13 protein-coding genes are annotated in these 16,794 nt (G+C 51.5%); 7 read left to right on the top strand and 6 right to left on the bottom strand.

Translation table 11 applies throughout. The features are described 5' to 3' along the window. Positions 1-18 precede the first annotated feature (18 nt). From DW133_RS05750 to dnaA, 4 genes are all read right to left on the bottom strand, one after another. Positions 19-957 (bottom strand): 5'-nucleotidase, encoded by a 939-nt coding sequence (locus DW133_RS05750; RefSeq protein ID WP_118275698.1) that lies wholly within the window; start codon positions 955-957, stop codon positions 19-21. 83 nt (positions 958-1,040) lie between these two features. After that, complete coding sequence (locus tag DW133_RS05745; RefSeq protein WP_118275697.1) at positions 1,041-3,584, bottom strand: DNA gyrase subunit B; 2,544 nt, start codon at positions 3,582-3,584, stop codon at positions 1,041-1,043. A 151-nt stretch (positions 3,585-3,735) separates the two neighbouring features. Then, positions 3,736-4,845 (bottom strand): DNA polymerase III subunit beta, encoded by a 1,110-nt coding sequence (gene dnaN, locus DW133_RS05740; RefSeq protein WP_118275696.1) that lies wholly within the window; start codon positions 4,843-4,845, stop codon positions 3,736-3,738. 138 nt (positions 4,846-4,983) lie between these two features. Further along, positions 4,984-6,327, bottom strand: coding sequence for a chromosomal replication initiator protein DnaA (gene dnaA, locus DW133_RS05735; protein WP_118275695.1), 1,344 nt, complete (start codon positions 6,325-6,327; stop codon positions 4,984-4,986). A 511-nt stretch (positions 6,328-6,838) separates the two neighbouring features. On the opposite strand from dnaA, the gene rpmH reads away from it, so the two are divergent. The 4 genes from rpmH to yidC are packed head-to-tail and all read left to right on the top strand — an operon-like array spanning position 6,839 to position 9,522. Further along, entirely contained in the window at positions 6,839-6,979 is a 141-nt protein-coding gene (gene rpmH / locus DW133_RS05730; RefSeq protein WP_118275694.1) for a 50S ribosomal protein L34, read from the top strand. A 34-nt stretch (positions 6,980-7,013) separates the two neighbouring features. Beyond that, positions 7,014-7,469 carry a ribonuclease P protein component gene (locus DW133_RS05725; protein WP_118275693.1) on the top strand — a complete coding sequence of 152 codons (456 nt, stop codon included), beginning with the start codon at positions 7,014-7,016 and terminating at the stop codon, positions 7,467-7,469. Further along, on the top strand, positions 7,469-7,756 hold the full coding sequence (gene yidD, locus DW133_RS05720; protein ID WP_118275692.1) for a membrane protein insertion efficiency factor YidD: 288 nt from the start codon (positions 7,469-7,471) through the stop codon (positions 7,754-7,756). Before DW133_RS05725 ends, yidD begins: the two co-directional genes overlap by 1 nt. Before the next feature lie 17 nt (positions 7,757-7,773). After that, positions 7,774-9,522, top strand: coding sequence for a membrane protein insertase YidC (yidC, locus tag DW133_RS05715; protein ID WP_118275691.1), 1,749 nt, complete (start codon positions 7,774-7,776; stop codon positions 9,520-9,522). A 112-nt stretch (positions 9,523-9,634) separates the two neighbouring features. Here the strand turns inward: yidC and mnmE are convergent, their stop codons facing one another. Further along, positions 9,635-11,005, bottom strand: coding sequence for a tRNA uridine-5-carboxymethylaminomethyl(34) synthesis GTPase MnmE (mnmE, locus tag DW133_RS05710; RefSeq protein ID WP_118275690.1), 1,371 nt, complete (start codon positions 11,003-11,005; stop codon positions 9,635-9,637). A 75-nt stretch (positions 11,006-11,080) separates the two neighbouring features. Here mnmE and DW133_RS05705 point away from each other — a divergent pair, with 75 nt between their 5' ends. Next, positions 11,081-11,410, top strand: coding sequence for a hypothetical protein (locus DW133_RS05705; RefSeq protein ID WP_118275689.1), 330 nt, complete (start codon positions 11,081-11,083; stop codon positions 11,408-11,410). Between the two features lie 52 nt (positions 11,411-11,462). On the opposite strand, the gene thiC is transcribed toward DW133_RS05705, so the two are convergent. Continuing rightward, positions 11,463-13,109, bottom strand: coding sequence for a phosphomethylpyrimidine synthase ThiC (thiC, locus tag DW133_RS05700; RefSeq protein WP_118275688.1), 1,647 nt, complete (start codon positions 13,107-13,109; stop codon positions 11,463-11,465). A 1,026-nt stretch (positions 13,110-14,135) separates the two neighbouring features. Between thiC and mnmG the strand changes: the two genes are divergently transcribed. Next, positions 14,136-16,037 (top strand): tRNA uridine-5-carboxymethylaminomethyl(34) synthesis enzyme MnmG, encoded by a 1,902-nt coding sequence (mnmG, locus tag DW133_RS05695; RefSeq protein WP_118275687.1) that lies wholly within the window; start codon positions 14,136-14,138, stop codon positions 16,035-16,037. Between the two features lie 2 nt (positions 16,038-16,039). Beyond that, on the top strand, positions 16,040-16,693 hold the full coding sequence (gene rsmG, locus DW133_RS05690) for a 16S rRNA (guanine(527)-N(7))-methyltransferase RsmG (protein ID WP_118275686.1): 654 nt from the start codon (positions 16,040-16,042) through the stop codon (positions 16,691-16,693). Positions 16,694-16,794 lie beyond the last annotated feature (101 nt).

Genomic DNA, 16,794 nt, shown 5'->3' with positions numbered 1-16,794 from the left:
CGATCGCCTCGCGTTTTTTTACAAAACAAGATTGTTGATGCCAAACGGCACCAGAACGCTCGGAACCGTCTCGCTGGTACTTTCGACGTGCTTGAGCTGATCGTCGAAGTAGATGTGGGGCTTTAAGACGTCGAGCACGCGTTTTTTCGGCAGCCCATCCATCAAGAAGAGCTCTGCGGCGCTCATTCCGAAACTTTTCAGACTCGTGATCAGGCGTTCTTCGTTCATGGCACCGCGCGCTGTGACGATAGAGACGCGTAGCACGGGCTTGAAATACGGGTCCCCTTTGCCGCGTTCTGCATCCAAGGCCTGAAATTGTCCGAGCTTTGTAAAGAGTCGGTGCATGGGGCCCGGCTGATGTGGAATGTTGCGCTTTTGCCTTTCGTGCTGCACGAAGCCTTGCATGCCTTCTTCGTGAAAGGCCTTTTCGGCTTCATCATCGATGACGACGCCGTCGAAGTCAAACGCGATGCGCAGTTCGTCGTCAGTCTCCGAATCATCCTTGAGCGCGGTTGAGCCAGGGATAACAAGCCCCGCGGGTTGCCCTTTGCTGACGGCGTTAAAGACGTTTTCCTTATTGGCGCTAAGAAAAAGAGAAGCGTCGAAAGCCTGCAGGTACGGGAAGGTGGATTGCCCTGACGTAAAGGCGCCTGCTGTGATCGGCAGGTTGTAGGCGCGGCACGAGTTGAAGAAGCGTTGCCCTGTTTCCGGAGTATTGCGGCTCAAAACAACCACACGAAACGGCTGTTTGTCGCCGAAAAGCGTGTTGATGCGCAACAACTTCTGAATGAAGGGAAAAGCCGTGCCGGGCTCCAACGGTTCGTTGGCGTGCGCAACCTGCCAGGCGCGATAGGCTTCGACACCCTGCTCCTCAAAGATATGGTGCTCGCTTTCCAGGTTGAAAAGCGCGCGGGAGCTCACGGCGATGACGATTTGCTGTTCGATCGGAGTGGTCATGACAATAAAAAGAAAACGGGCCCGTCAGGCGATTTTACCTGCAGGCCCCGAATGTGACGCTCTTTACCGGACGAGTCGACGGATCAGATGTCGAGGTTGCTCACGAAGATGGCGTTGTCCTCGATGAATTCGCGGCGCGGTTCAACTTCGTCGCCCATTAGCATGGAGAAGATGTCGTCGGCCTTGCTGGCGTCCTCAAGGCGCACGCGCAGCAGACGGCGCGTCTGCGGATTCATGGTCGTTTCGTAGAGCTCTTCGGCCCCCATTTCGCCCAAACCTTTGTAGCGTTGTTTCTTCACTCCGGCTTCGGCTTGATCCATGAACCACTTAACGGCTTCGCCGAAGTTCTTCACGGGCTGAGAAGAGTCGCCACGCACAGCGCGGGCCCCTTCGCCTACGACACCCTCGAGTGCGGTAGCGGCATCGCGCAGAATGCGGTACTCATTGGAGCGCAGAAATTCCTGTTCGATGAACGTGTTGTGAGTGTTACCGTAGATGTGGTGACTCACGCGGATGCGCACGCGCTCTTTTTCCGAATCGATTTCGGCCTTGACCTTGATTTCAGGATCACGGATTTCGGCTTCCAGAGCCTGGGCGCAGGCCTGAGCTTTCTCCAGATCGGAAAGATCAACTGCAACGCCCGAGGCAATGGCCATCAGAGCGGCACGATCAATCACAAGACTCAGGCGTTCGATCACCGACTTGGATTGCTCGAACTCGGCAATCATGTTTTCAAGATCGGTGCCGCGCAGGCAGATACCGGCTTCGAAATCGGCCGTGTTGCGGTATAGCGCCGCACCTTCGAGCGCAATATCGAGCAGGTATTGCTCCATCTCGGCATCGTCTTTGATGTAGATCTTGTTTTCAACGTTGTTTTTGCCGCGGCGACCGGTGAGAACACCGTACAGCGGCGGCTGTGCGATATAGACGTGGCCGCGTTCGAGCAGTTGGGGCATCTGACGATAGAAAAACGTCAGAAGCAGCGTGCGGATATGTGCGCCGTCGACGTCAGCATCGGTCATCAAAATGATGCGGTGGTAGCGCAATTTTTCGATGTCGAAGTCTTCCTTGAGCTGCGTTCCCAGAGCGAGTACCAAAGTCTTGATCTGTTCAGAATCAAGGAGCTTGTCTACCGAGGCTTTTTCCACGTTCAGAATCTTGCCTCGAAGCGGAAGAATGGCTTGGAATTCGCGATCTCGCCCCGTCTTGGCGGAGCCGCCTGCGGAGTCACCCTCCACAATAAAGATTTCGCTTGCGGCCGGATCCTTGCTCGAGCAGTCGGCAAGCTTGCCGGGCAAGCCGCCGCCGATCACCTGCTTGCGGGTTACTTCACGTGCCTTGCGGGCGGCTTCGCGCGCACGAGCGGCCGTAACGATCTTGTTGCAGATTTCCTTAGCCTGGTCGGGATGTTCTTCGAGGAACGTGGTCAGCCCCTCGGAAACGGCGGCGTTGACGGCCGGCTGAACTTCGCTCGTGACGAGCTTGTCCTTGGTCTGCGAGCTGAAGGACGGCTGCGGCACTTTCACGGAAAGCACGCAAGTGAGGCCTTCACGCATGTCCTCGCCGGCAATGTCGAACTTGTCGCCCTTTTTGAGAATGTCATTGCTGGTGATGTATTTGCGAATGACATTGCTCATGGCCACGCGCAGACCGGTGACGTGTGTGCCGCCGTCGCGCTGGGGAATGTTGTTCGTGTAGGCGGCCAGAGATTCGTTGTACGAGTCGTTCCATTGCATGGCGACTTCCACGTACACCGGAATTTCCTTGGCGTTTTCCTTAGCGCTCTTTTGCATCACGGTCTTTTGAATGTAGACCGGATCCTTGTGAATTGCCTTTCGTGTGGTGTTCTTGAAGAGAACGAAACTCTTGACGCCGCCTTCGCTTTCGAGAAGCACATGTCGAGCCGTGCGTTCGTCGGTGAGTTCGATGTCAACCCCTGAATTCAGGAACGAAAGTTCGCGCAGACGGTTGAGAAGCGTTTCGTAGTCGAATTCAACGACCGGTTGGAAGATTTCAGCGTCAGGCAAAAAGTGCACTTCTGTGCCGCGCTTGGTGGTGGGGCCGAGAACAGTCATAGGGCTTACTTCCACCATTTCGCCCGTGTGCGGGTCCTTCTGCTTTTCAATGACTCGATCAACCACAACGCCGTGGTCAAAACGCAGGGCGTGCGTAAAGCCGTCGCGGTGCACCTTGAGTTCAAGCCACTTCGAGAGAGCGTTTACGCACGAGACGCCCACGCCGTGCAAGCCGCCGGAGATTTTATAGCCGTTATCGTCGAATTTGCCGCCGGCGTGAAGTTCCGTTAAGGCGATTTCAGCAGCCGAACGCTTGGGTTCGTGCTTGTCGTCGAACTTGATGGCTGTGGGAATGCCTCGACCGTCATCGATGACGCTTACGGAGTTGTCCATGTGGATCGTGACGTAGACTTTGGAGGCGTAGCCCGCCATGGCCTCGTCGATGGAATTGTCCACCACTTCGTAAACGAGATGATGCAGACCGGAGCCGTCGGAGACGTCGCCGATGTACATGCCCGGACGCTTACGAACGGCTTCAAGACCTTCCAGAATCTTGATGTTGCTTTCGTTGTAAGAGCTCGAGACGTCCGACTTGATTTCTTGATCAGCCATTTTTCGCTAAAAATCCAATATAAAAACGTTTTTCCAACCCAGTTGCAAAGCAAGGCGCCGACGCGCATGCTCCTACTCTCTGCGCTCAGGCAGAGTACGCGTTCGGCGCCCGCTGAAGACAACAGGCGCCGAAACGGAGAAGGCGTTCGAATTAGATGCGCATCGGCATCAGCACGTAGCGGAAGAGCTCGCTGTCGGGCATGGTGAGCAGCGTGGCGCCCTGAGCATTTGACAGAGAAAAGCGCACTTCGTTGTTTTTGAGATTACCCAGAACGTCGAGCAGATACACCACATTGAAGCCAACGTCGAGATCGGGACCGTCGTAGTTGATGGCGATTTGTTCTTCGGCTTCTTCCATTTCGGAGTTGGCGCTTTGCACCTTCAGACAGCCCGGCGTGATGATCCAGCGCAACCCCTTGAACTTTTCATTGGCAAGAATAGCTGCACGACGCAGTGCGCCGATTAGTTCTTCGCGGTTGACAAGGAATGTCTTGTCGTTGTTTTGCGGGATCACACGGTTGTAGTCTGGGAACTTGCCTTCGACGAGCTTGGTGAGGAAGTCAATATCGCCGAACACGAAGCGAGCCTGCGACTTGCCAATTTCAACCAGAACTTCGGCGTCGGTATCCGGTAGCAACTTCATGAGCTGCTGAACGGTCTTGCGCGGAAGGATGGCTTCGATGCTGCCGTCAAACTCGATTTCAGAATTGTCATCGCAGCAGGCCAGACGGTGACCGTCGGTGGCAACAGCGCGCACTTTTTTGTTCTGGACGACCAGCAACATGCCGTTGAGGTAGTAGCGGATGTCCTGCTGAGCCATGGAGAAGTGCACCATCTGCAGCAGATGCTTGAGGTTCTGAGCCGGCACCTTGAAGCTCGTACTCATTTCGGAGGTGTTGAGCTCGGGATAGTCCTCAGCGGGCAGCTGAGAAAGCGAGAAACGCGAATTGGCTGCAGAGAGCACCACTTTGCGTTCTTCTGCGTTGAGAGCAACTTCAGTTGACGCACCGGGCAGAGCGGCGAGCAGAGCCAGCAGCTTGGCTGCAGGCAGAGAAGTCTTGCAGTCTTCGTCACCCGTTCCGACATCGGCCGTCGTACGGATCTGGATTTCCAGGTCGGTGGTTGTGAAACTCACCTTGTCCTTTTCCTTCTGGATGAGGACGTTGGCCAGAATTGGAAGCGTCTGACGACCTTCAACAATGCCGCCGACGGTTTGCAGGGGTTTGAGAAGAGCCTCGCGGGTGCACTTGATAAACTGCATGGGAGTCAATTGCCTTTCTAAAAATCGTATGCGCACAATACCCTCGCGGGCGTGCGCGAATCTCACAATTTTAACGATTCTTGCAGTTTTTCGCCGCCTCGAAACGGGATTCGGAGGCGGCGAAAACGTATCGAAAAATTAGTTTTTCAGACGCTGTTCGAGCAGGTGAATATCGTGCTTGAGGCCGTCGTCGGTATTGCGTTCGCTCGTGACCTTGCGGTGTGCGTAAATGACCGTCGTATGGTCGCGTCCTCCGAACAAGGCGCCGATCTCCGGCAGGCTCTTGTTGGTGAGTTCCTTTGACAGGTACATGGCGACCTGACGGGCGCGCACGAGATTTGCCTTGCGCGACTTGGCGACGATGTCGCTCGGTTTGATGCCGTAGTACTCGGCAACGGCTTTCTGGATGTTGTCGATGGTAACAGGCGTAGCCGTCGCCTTGAAAATGTCGCGCAGAGCCATCTTGGCTGTATCAAGTGTGACCGGCACCTGATGAAAGCGCGTGTAGGCCAAAATCTGCTGGACAGCGCCTTCGAGTTCACGCACATTGCTCTTGATGCGCTTGGCGATGATTTCAGCGACGTCCTGCGGCATGTTGATGCCGGAGCGCTCCGCCTTCTGTAGCAGAATCTGCACGCGCATCTCGAATTCCGGCGGCTCAATCATGACGATCAGGCCCTGTGTGAGGCGGCTCAGCAGGCGGTCCTGGAATTCCGAGAGATTTTTTGGGTAAGTGTCGCTCGTGAGGACAATCTGTTTGCCGTGCGGCACCATGCTCTCGAACGTTAAGAAGAAGTTCGTCTGCGTGCCTTCACGGTCGCGGAAGCTCTGAATATCGTCGATGAGCAACATATCGATGCCGCGATAGCGGGCGTCGAACTTTCGCATAGCTTCCGTGTAGCGCTCGGAGTTGACATTTTTCAGACGCATGGCGTCGACGAACTCCTGCGTGTATTGTTGCGCGGACACGCACAGTACCTTGGCTTTGGGATTGTTCTTGAGAAAACGATTGCCGATGGCGTGCATCAGGTGTGTCTTGCCGAGGCCCACGCCGCCGTAGATGAAAAGCGGGTTGTAGACGGAGTGCGTGCTTGAGGCCACCTGCAGAGCCGAAGCGAAAGCCATCTGGTTGGCCTGACCTTCCACCAGATTTTCGAACGTGAGGTTGGGCAGAAGACCTGTGGTAGCAATGTCGGGCTTGTTCTCTTCGACGTGTTCCGCAAACGGACGCTGAGGCTTACTCTGAGCGACAGCCCAGACGATGTCCATTTCTTTGCCGGCCTGGCGGTTGACGTACTGAGTGATGGTGGTGCCGTAAGAGTCGCGCACGGTACGGAGTTTGGCGCCCGAAGGAGCCAAAATCGTAATGGAACCGGCCTCAAGTTCGACGTCCGCGGTCAGATCTGCAAACCAGGTCTGGAATACATCGCGGGGGGTGTCGTTCTTAATTTGCTCTAAACAAGCAGTCCAAAAATCACTCATAGGGCATGAAACAAATAAAAAAGACACTCCTGCGAAGCTACGGCAACGGACGCAAACTTCGGTTTGATATCAATATGGGGAGTGTCGGTTGGGGCGAACATTTTAGCTGTTGCGGACGTTCTTCGGTTTTTCATGGTGATCCTCACTTAGCCGCAGAATCGAAACTTTGCACGACTCGTTGAATTTAAAAATGAAGAAAACACAAAATCCTGTGCAAAAATTTTTTTTGAACGTCTACCGATTTGTTTGGATTTGTGTTTCGAATTTGACAGATGGGCCAAAAATAAGGTTTAATATCAGGCTTTTCGAAGACCTCGGTATGGAGGAGGCTATTTTGCGCCGACAAAACTGCCGAGCTTTGACACCGGATGTCCGTAGTGCTCACCCTTCTTGAGCCTTGGGTCCGACAAAAATTAACCCGGGGCTGCCGCTAACGATTGTCTTCAATCGTAAACACCGTCGGCAACGCCGCTGATCTAACCTATTCGATAACTACAGCTGGGAAACAATCATGGCAACCAAGCGTACTTACCAACCTTCCAAGACCAAGCGTGCCCGCACGCACGGTTTCCTCGTCCGCTCCCGTACCAAGGGCGGTCGTGCAGTTCTGGCCCGTCGCCGTCGCAAGGGCCGTCACGTTCTCGCTCTCTAAGCTGCTCTATTGACGCAGCCGTAGGGTGAGCAAAATGACGCCCGGGCCTGGCGCAAATAAGTTCCCGAAATCGGCTCGGATTCTCAAATCAGAGGATTTTGGAAGTGTTTTGCGTGCTCAAGGGCCCGGCAGCATCCGACTCGGACGCGATTCCGTGAGTGTGTGCGCACAGGCGCATAAGCAAACGGGTCTCGTCCGTTTTGGTTTTACGGTCGGAAAGAAAAACGTCAGACGCTCCGTTGATCGAGCTCTTGTCAAGCGCGTCATGCGAGAGTGTGCGCGTGAGGCACTGCCTCGAATGAGGGACGTCTGTGACAAGCAAGGACTTGGTCTGGATATCAGTCTGCGCTATCGAACGCCGCTTCTTGTGAGAAACGAAGTGACGGTGGCTCAGGCCAAAGAAAATGTTCGACGAAGTACCGAGCTTGCCATTGCCGCGCTTTTCAAAAGACTCAAGACGATCAAATTGGACACCGAAGTCAATCCGTAATGAAGCGACTGTTCATTGTATTGGTTCGGTTGTATCAACTCACATTGTCGCCGTGGGTGGGAAATCAGTGCCGGTTTGTGCCGACCTGTTCCAACTATGCGATCGAGGCTTTTGAAAAGCACGGAGTCTTCAAAGGACTTTGGATGACGGTTGCGCGATTGGCGCGATGCCATCCCTTCGGAGGAAGCGGATACGATCCCGTACCTGATAAATTCCGATGGCGCTGTTGGTGTCACGACGATGCCGTACACCCTTCGAAGCAAAGTATCGACCGACTTAGACAATAGAAAGATTTGGACCTGATATGGGAAGCGATTTTCAACGTACCCTCATGTGGGTGATTCTGGTGGCCTCCTGCTTTATGTTGTGGGACAACTGGAACGTCTACAACGGAAAGCCCTCATTTTTCGGAGAACCTGCAACAACGCAGACCGAGCAGACGGCCGATGCGGCTCAGAGCAATGACGGAGCCGACAGTGTGCCTCAGACCGTCGGCAGCGGTTCCGAAGCGGTTGCTAAGGGCATGATCGATGCCAAGCGACCTGTTGAAGTCAGCAACGACATGCTCAAGCTTACGATTGACGAAGTCGGAGGCGTTGTCACGCATGCCGTGCTTCTGAAAGAGCATCAGCAGTCCGATTGGACCGAAGTCGGTATCGCCGGCATGATTCTCGGTAAGGAACCGGCCGCTCGTCCCAATATTGAGCTTCTCACCGTTTCTCCCAAGAGTGTCTATGTGGCGCAAAGCGGCTTTATTGGCGGTGATTTTCCCAACCACAAGTCTTTGTTCAAGCACATCGGCACCAAGACCGAAAAGCGCATGGACAAGGAACTTGGGCGTGAAGTCAACGTCTATACGGCTACTTTCGAAAGCACGGTCAACAACGTCACGGTTCGCAAGCACTACGAACTCTCTGACGGTCGCTACTCGATCACAGTCCGCCACGAACTTGTTAACAACGGCGAATCGGCTATCCGTCCGTCGATCTACTATCAGCTGACCCGCGACGGCAACAAGCCTGAAGGCCAGAGCACCTTCTACTACACCTACACGGGCCCGGCGATCTACACCGAAGAAGACAAGTTCCAGAAGATTTCGTTTGACGACATCAGCGACAAGTCCGGTCATGTGACAAAGACCGACAACGGCTGGATCGCTATGATTCAGCACTACTTCATTTCGGCCTGGACCGATGTGCGCGGCGAAACCGGCAAGCATGAACGCGAGTTCTACACGTCCAAGCTTGATCAGAATCTGTTTGCCGTCGGCTCGATTCTGAAGCTCGGTACGGTCGAACCCAAGCAGTCCGTCAACACGGCTGCCACGCTGTATGTTGGTCCTCAGGATCAGAACCGCCTGTCCTATCTGGCTGACGGTCTGGATCTGGTTGTTGACTACGGCTGGTTGACGTTCCTTGCCAAGCCGATCTACTCGATTCTTAACTTCATGTACGGTTTGTGCGGTAACTGGGGTTGGTCGATCGTGTTGCTGACGGTTCTGGTGAAGTTGATCCTTTACCCGATTTCTGCCGCTGGCTACAAGTCGATGGCTCGCATGAAGGAAATCACGCCGCGCATGAAGGCATTGCAGGAACAGTATGGTCAGGATAAGCAGCGTTATCAGCAGGCCATCATGGAGCTGTACCGCAAGGAAAAGATCAACCCGATCGGTGGTTGTCTGCCCATCCTTTTGCAGATTCCTGTGTTCCTGGCTCTGTACTGGGTGCTCCTGGCTTCGGTTGAACTGCGCGATTCTGCTTGGCTCGGTTGGGTGAGCGACCTTGCGAGTCCCGATCCTTGGTTCATCCTGCCGGCCATCATGATGGCGACGATGTTCCTGCAGATCAAACTGAATCCGACTCCGACCGATCCGATGCAGGCCAAGATGATGGTGATCATGCCTCTTGTTTTTGGTGTGATGTTCTTCTTCTTCCCGGCCGGTTTGGTTCTCTACTGGCTGACGAACAATGTTCTCTCCATCGCTCAGCAGTGGTACGTCAACAAACAGATTGCCAAAGAACGCGCCAAGCGTCTGAATGCGGTCAATCAGTGAGAAGACGCGTTACCGTCGTAAGGCGGTAAAAAACTTCTGACAAAAAAACGTTCGCCCCGATTTCCGTTACTGGAGACCGGGGCGAGTCTTTTTTTTTATGATGTACAACGATCTACTTGCCGATGCAGAACTTGGAGAAGATCATGCCTAAAAGATTGTCCGGGGTGGTTTCTCCGACGATTTCTCCCAGAGCATTTCCGGCCAGCCTTAATTCCTCGGCCGCAATGTCGAGCCCTACGGTGCGGCCGACGGCGTTGTCCGCAAGAACGTGCAGATGTTCGCAGGCGCGTGCCAGACAGTCCAAATGACGGGCTCGTGCAAGAAAGTCCCCCTCCTCGCTTTCCGACTCTCCGGCGATTGTCTTGAGACGGGACACCAGGTTTTCAACACCCTCTCCTGTCTTTGCTGAAATGCCGATGGCGTCTTTCGGGGCTTTTTCTGTCGCAAGATCGATCTTATTGAAGACGTTGAGAAACTCCACGCCTTCTCGCAGTCGGGGAAGAATAAGAGACAGTGCTTCTTCTTCTTCCCGGGACTCCGTCTGATCGGCGCTTCGAAGCAGAAGCACAATGTCGGCATTTTCAACCGACTGCAGCGTGCGTTCAATGCCGATACGCTCAACCTCGTTGTCGGTGTGACGGACGCCAGCCGTATCGATCAGATTGACAGCCAAACCGTCCAAGTGAATCGTGTGAGTGATGCGGTCTCGTGTGGTGCCCGCAATGTCAGTGACGATAGCGACATCGTCGCAGGCCAGAGCATTCATAAGAGAGCTCTTGCCAACGTTAGGAGCGCCGGCGAGAACAACCGTGAGACCCTCGCGAAGAACCTTACCTCGCATAGCTGCGTTTTGCAGTTGCATGAGCTTTTGCGAGATTGTTGTCACGCGTTCATTGACGTGACCGCTTTCAATAAAGTCTATTTCCTCTTCCGGGAAATCAATGGTGGCTTCAATGTAGGCACGCAGTTCCAAAAGATCCGCGTTGATTTCGTGAATGCGTTTAGAAAACTCTCCTTGCAGGGACCGGGCGGCGGCACGTACGGCCGCACTTGAATTGGCTTCAATCAGGTCAGCCACGGCTTCGGCTTGCGCCAAATCCATGCGATTGTTCAAAAAGGCGCGCTTGGTGAATTCGCCGGGTTCGGCCGTACGAAGACCGATCTCGCGTCCTGCCTGAAGACAGCGTTCCAGAATAACCTGCTGCAAGGCCGGACCGCCGTGCGCTTGAATCTCAAGGACGTCCTCTCCGGTATAGGAAGCAGGGCCGAAGTAACGGATGACAATAGCGCGGTCAATCAAATGCCCGTCGGAATCCTTGAAGGATAGTAGATGGGCGTAGCGTGGCTTGAGTTCTTTTTGAGGAAAAAGAATTTGTGAAATAATATTCACTTGTTCTTTAGTGCCTGAAATGCGAACTACGCCGATACCACCTCGGCCGGGGGCGCTGCTTCGGGCGACGATAGGGTCTTTATCGGAAACCATAGAAACTGTGGGTTGCGTTCAGTGCTCGGGTAATATTGACGGGGTCATTCAACTGCCGTCTTTACGAACGATATTATGAGTCTTCCCCCGAAAAACTCCACACAAAACGCCATCGCAGCAGCCGTCTGTGCGGCTATCGTGGTAGTTGCCTGCGTTCCAATTGCGGCTTTCTTTGCTACGTTCGGTGATTCGTACAACCAAAGAGCCTTAATTTATTGCGTGATTTTGCTTTGGGGGGTTGCCGGTGCCGTTGCTATTTTTTCGTTGACCTGGCGCAATATGAGCAAAAAAGTGACGGCTGGGTTGATGATTAAGTGGATAGTGAGCGCCTTTTTATGGCCGCTGCTGCTGTTGTCCTGGTTGGTTGTCGGAAGAAAACGCCGAAAGGATGAACAGACAAAGTAAGCCCGAAAAGAGAAGCCTGAACTTCATCTTTCCGGGCATTTGTTTGGTCAAGTTAATCGTCAAACAGATCGCGAGCGAGTTTCATTGGGCAGAAGCCGGGACCGCACATGCTGCAGAAATGCGCGTCTCGACCTCCTGAGCCTCCGAGGGTTTCGTCATGCATACTGGCTGCTCGAGCAGAATCTACTGACAGATTGAACTGATCATTCCAGCGGAATTCAAAACGTGCTGCACTCATCATCAAATCGCGAATTGTCGCGCCGGGAATGCCTTTGGCAATGTCGGCGGCGTGCGCTGCAATGCGGAAGACTGCAAGACCTTCTCTGACATCGTCGGCATCGGGAAGACCGAGATGTTCTTTCGGTGTGACGTAGCAAAGCATGGCGGTTCCGTGCGAGCCGATGATGGCCCCGCCGATGGCTGCCGTGACATGGTCGTAACCCGCACCGCAGTCGGTCACCAGCGGTCCAAGGGTATAGAACGGAGCGCCGTCACACAGCTTTTCTTCTTTGATCTGATTCAAGGCAATGCCGTTGAGCGGAATGTGACCGGGCCCTTCAATCATGACTTGAACGTCACGCTTGCCGGCAGCCCGGTTCAGTTCGCCGAGCGTCTGGAGTTCTGCAAACTGTGCAGCATCGTTGCCGTCGTGAAGACTTCCCGACCGCAGGCCGTCACCGAGTGAGAGCGTGATGTCGTAACGCGCGGCAATATCAAGAATTTCATCGAAGTGGTCATACAGGAAATTCTCTTTGCCATGCTTGCGCATCCAAACAGTGATCAAACCGCCGCCGCGCGAGACAATGCCGGTCAGACGAGAACGTGTCAGCTCGACGTGCGCATTCAATAGTCCTGCGTGGATAGTCATGTAGTCGACGCCTTGCTCAGCTTGGTCAATCATGACTTCTTTGAAAATTTCCCAGGACATCTGCTCGGGCTTGCCTCCGGCACGTTCCAGTGTTTCATAGAGAGGCACTGTTCCAACAGGGACGGGAGAGTGCCTGAGAATCATTTCTCGAGTCTGGATGATGGATTTTCCGGTAGAAAGATCCATCACGGTATTTGCTCCGCACAGCAAAGATTCTTTAAGTTTATCGAGCTCTTCGTGCCAATCCTTTGAGGATGAGGATGTTCCGATGTTGGCATTCACTTTGGTCGAGAAGTGTTTGCCGATGACCATTGGTTCACATTCAGGGTGCTTGAAGTTACACGGAATGACGGCTTGTCTGGTGGCCACCAACTCGCGAACCTTCTCCGGTGTGAACAGAGGAGCATCGAGTGCGGGAGACAGCAGTTTGATCAACTTTTCGTTGCCTAAAGCATCCACTTCTGTTTTGAGATGTTGGCGGCAGAGATTTTCACGTGTGGCGACATATGCCATCTCCGGAGTCACTATGCCTGCGCGTGCGGCGGCCAATTGAGTCGGAGCGCCGGGAAGCGGACGCTGGCGTTTTATTGGAGTTTCATTGTTTCCGTTTTCTCCAAAGGGGCCGGTGACATCCGTGAGGTAAACGGAAGGCTGCGGATGTCCTCCGAATGCTTGAGGAGTCGGACTCAGGCGAATGCGTCGAAAGGGAACTTTTTCTCCTGTGACAGACACATCGTAAAAGCGCTCTCCGGCAAGACGTCCCTGAAAAAGGAGATCCTTTCCTGAGTGATGAGGTGATTGGATCGAAATAGTGGTGCTTGTGGTTGTCATGCGTACACCCGGAAGACGATGAAGATTTGAAAAGAAAGGTAGGGTCACACAATTTAGCTGAAAAACACACTGCTTAGCTTGTTTAACACAGAAAGATGTTCGGTGGCCTTTAAATTTAATCTAATATATTGATTTTAAAGGAAAAAATATTGTGTAGGTGGATCTATAGGACACATGTTTCACGTGAAACATGGTGGAGATGACAAGGAAAGGATCTAAATTTTTTTAAGAAACAAAATGCGGTTGTCGTATGGAGTAAGTTTTGATATTGAGTGGAGGACTGAAATAGTTTTGATTTCAAAATGAGGAGGATGAGTTTGTTTAGGAAGGATGTTTCACGTGAAACATATCTTGAAGTAATAATGACTAGAGAACAGATTGTTTAGTGTGACGTATTGCTAAGAAGAAATGCGATTACAAACTGGCACAGTAATTTATGGATTGCAAGAGAGATATTTGTAGGTGTGATTGCAGGTGTAGGAAAAAATAAAAGAGTCAATGATGATGGAGTGAGTGGTGAGAGAGGTGAGTTATTAGATTGTTTCACGTGAAACATCTCTGGTAGTGAAGTTTGATGATGTAGAAGGTTGAAGTGGTCTGTGTTGACATTAAAAAAAAGTTAAAACCAAAGTTGGTGATTATGATTTTTTGAGAGATTTAGGATTTTGCGAATGTTTCACGTGAAACAAAAAAGATAAAGAGACTGCGCGATATGGTGTAAAAAATAGAGGAAGTGAAATGCACCATCTAAATAAAACGAGGAGAGAGCTGAAGGGGTGTTTCACGTGAAACATTCAAGAGGTGAAAAAAAGATGAGATGAAGTGGAGGATAGAAAAGAAAGTTTGGCTTAGGACAAGAAAATCGCAAAAAAAATAATCTGATGAGATGGATGAAAAGTAGAATTTCGACTGGCAAAAAAATCTGTATTGCTAAAAGTTTTGGTCGACAATCTTTTCTGTGATATGCACGCTTAAAGATGCCTTTGAAGAAGGTAAATTGATAGAAGTTGGTGCACTCCTTAAAAAATGAATTACCCGGATTTATTTGATGTTGTGGTGGTTGGTTGTGGTCACGCCGGTGCTGAGGCTGCTTTAGCTTCAGCAAGAATGGGGGCGAAAACACTTTTGATCACACACAATATGGATACTATCGGACAGTTGTCGTGTAACCCGTCTATTGGAGGCATCGGTAAAGGTCACCTAGTTAAAGAGGTTGACGCAATGGGTGGCGCAATGGGGGTCGTGACTGATGCCGCAGGTATTCAGTTTCGAATTTTGAATCGATCGAAAGGTCCTGCAGTCCGAGCAACACGCGCTCAGATTGATCGAAATCTGTACCGCGTAGTGATGCGTAGTCGCATTGAGAATCAGCCTAATCTCTTTGTTTTCCAAATGGCTGCTGACGATTTGATTGTGGAAAACAATCGAGTTTGTGGGGTAGTGAGCAAAACAGGATGTCGATTCTCTGCAAAGAGTGTTGTAATTTGCAGTGGAACATTTTTAAATGGTCTGGTTCATATAGGTCTGGATCATTTTTCTGCCGGCCGTGCAGGGGATCCTCCATCCATTAAATTAGCAGAACGATTGATTGATCTGGGTCTTCCGAAAGGGCGTCTGAAGACTGGAACTCCTGCTCGAATTGATGGAAGATCCATCGATTTTTCAAAATGCAAAGAGCAGCCGGGGGATTTAAATCCTGTTCCATCCTTTTCGTTAATGGAGCCCGGAATTGAGCATCCTCGGCAGGTTCCGTGCTGGATTACTCACACGAACGAGAAAATGCACGACATCATTCGTAGAAATTTAGATCGTTCACCGATGTATTCCGGAATTATCGAAGGCATTGGTCCTCGTTATTGCCCTTCTATCGAAGATAAGGTTCAACGGTTCAAAGATAAGGATAGTCACCAGGTCTTTTTGGAGCCTGAGGGACTGTCGACAAACGAGTTCTATCCGAACGGTATCTCAACTTCTCTTCCGTTTGATGTTCAGTTGGAGATGATCCATTGCATTCCTGGTTTGGAGAATGCGTATCTGCTTAGACCGGGGTATGCCATTGAGTACGATTTTTACGATCCGCGAGAATTGAAGAGAACCTTTGAATGCAAGCGAATTGAAAATTTGTACTTTGCTGGTCAGATCAACGGTACGACTGGGTACGAAGAGGCTGCAGCTCAAGGTCTTTTGGCCGGCATTAACGCGGCGGCTCGAGCTCTTGAAAAGGAAGAATGGACGCCGAGACGCGATGAGGCTTATCTTGGTGTAATGATCGATGATTTGACAACGCGAGGCGTCACGGAACCGTATCGTATGTTCACGAGTCGCGCAGAATATCGCTTGAGCTTGCGTGAAGATAATGCCGATGCGAGACTAGCTGAAACGGCACACAGATTGGGAGTTCTTAGTGATGAAAAATTCGATCGCTACATGAGAAAAAAGGAGGCGGTTGAAACAGAACTGTCTCGTCTGAAGACTACCTGGGTCAATCCTAAAGTGATCGAAGCAGCAGAGGCCCAACGAGTGTTGGGGACCGGTATCGAACGCGAATATAACTTGGCGGCCCTATTGTCTCGTCCGAATGTATCTTACGGCACGCTCATGTCTCTAAAGAAACAAAGCGGAGAGATGGTGAGTGAAACGCCTCTGACGGACGAAAGTCAGATTGAACAAATCGAGATCGCATTGAAGTACAAGGGGTATATCGAACGTCAAAAAGAAGAGGTGCAGAAAACGTTGGCACACGAAGAAATGGTTATGCCTTCTGATCTTGATTACGATAAAGTAATTGGATTGTCGTTCGAAGTACGTCAAAAACTCAAGGCTGTCCGTCCTGAAACCTTGGGGCAGGCATCCAGAATTTCCGGTGTGACTCCGGCTGCAGTTTCTTTGCTTCTTGTGTATTTGAAACGTCTCAAGTGGGGTAACTAAACGTGGCGTTGGACTTTCAAGCTTCAGAAATCCAAGCAAAGGTACGCGATGAAATTCAGTTGGAACTGTCAGAAGATCAGGCTGAAAAATTGGCTCGTTTTTCATCGCTTTTGTTGCGTTGGAATAATGCGTACAACTTGACAAGCATTAAGAATCCAGAAGATGTGGTACGACTGCACATTGCTGATTCTCTGACACTTGTCCAGCACTTTTCCGATTTGGTCGGAGATGTGAAAAATGTTTTGGACGTCGGCAGCGGAGGTGGCCTTCCTGCAATTCCATTGGCGATCATGCGCCCTGATCTGCGGATCACAATGGTAGACGCTGTTCAAAAGAAAACGCTTTTTCAGAAGCAGGCTTGTGTAACGTGTCGCCTTTCTAATGTGGAACCGATCCATGCTCGTATCGAAACACTGAAGAGTAAAACGTTTGAAGTGGTGACCAGCCGTGCGTTTGCATCGCTAAAAGATATGGTGGAACTAACGCGCGACGTTCTTGCAGAAGACGGACGTTGGCTTGCAATGAAAGGTAAGTTTCCTGAGCAAGAAATCGAAGAGTTGCCGCCCGACGTTGAAGTCGAAAAAAAACAGCGTTTAACTCTGGAAAAGGGAAAAATTGAACGTGTTTTAATTGTCCTCAAGCGTAAGGTTGCTTGAAGTTCTTGAATTTGAGGTGATTTAAACGCGATTTGAGTTGAAGGACTCAAAAATTCCTTTGAAATCAATGGGGAATCATCTAATTGTCATATGAGAGAGCT

It is taken from the genome of Sutterella sp. AM11-39 (assembly GCF_003472385.1).
Taxonomy (GTDB): Bacteria; Pseudomonadota; Gammaproteobacteria; order Burkholderiales; family Burkholderiaceae_F; genus Duodenibacillus; species Duodenibacillus intestinigallinarum.
Note: the sequence above shows the minus strand (reverse complement) of the source record. Positions and strands in the feature narration are given on the sequence as shown.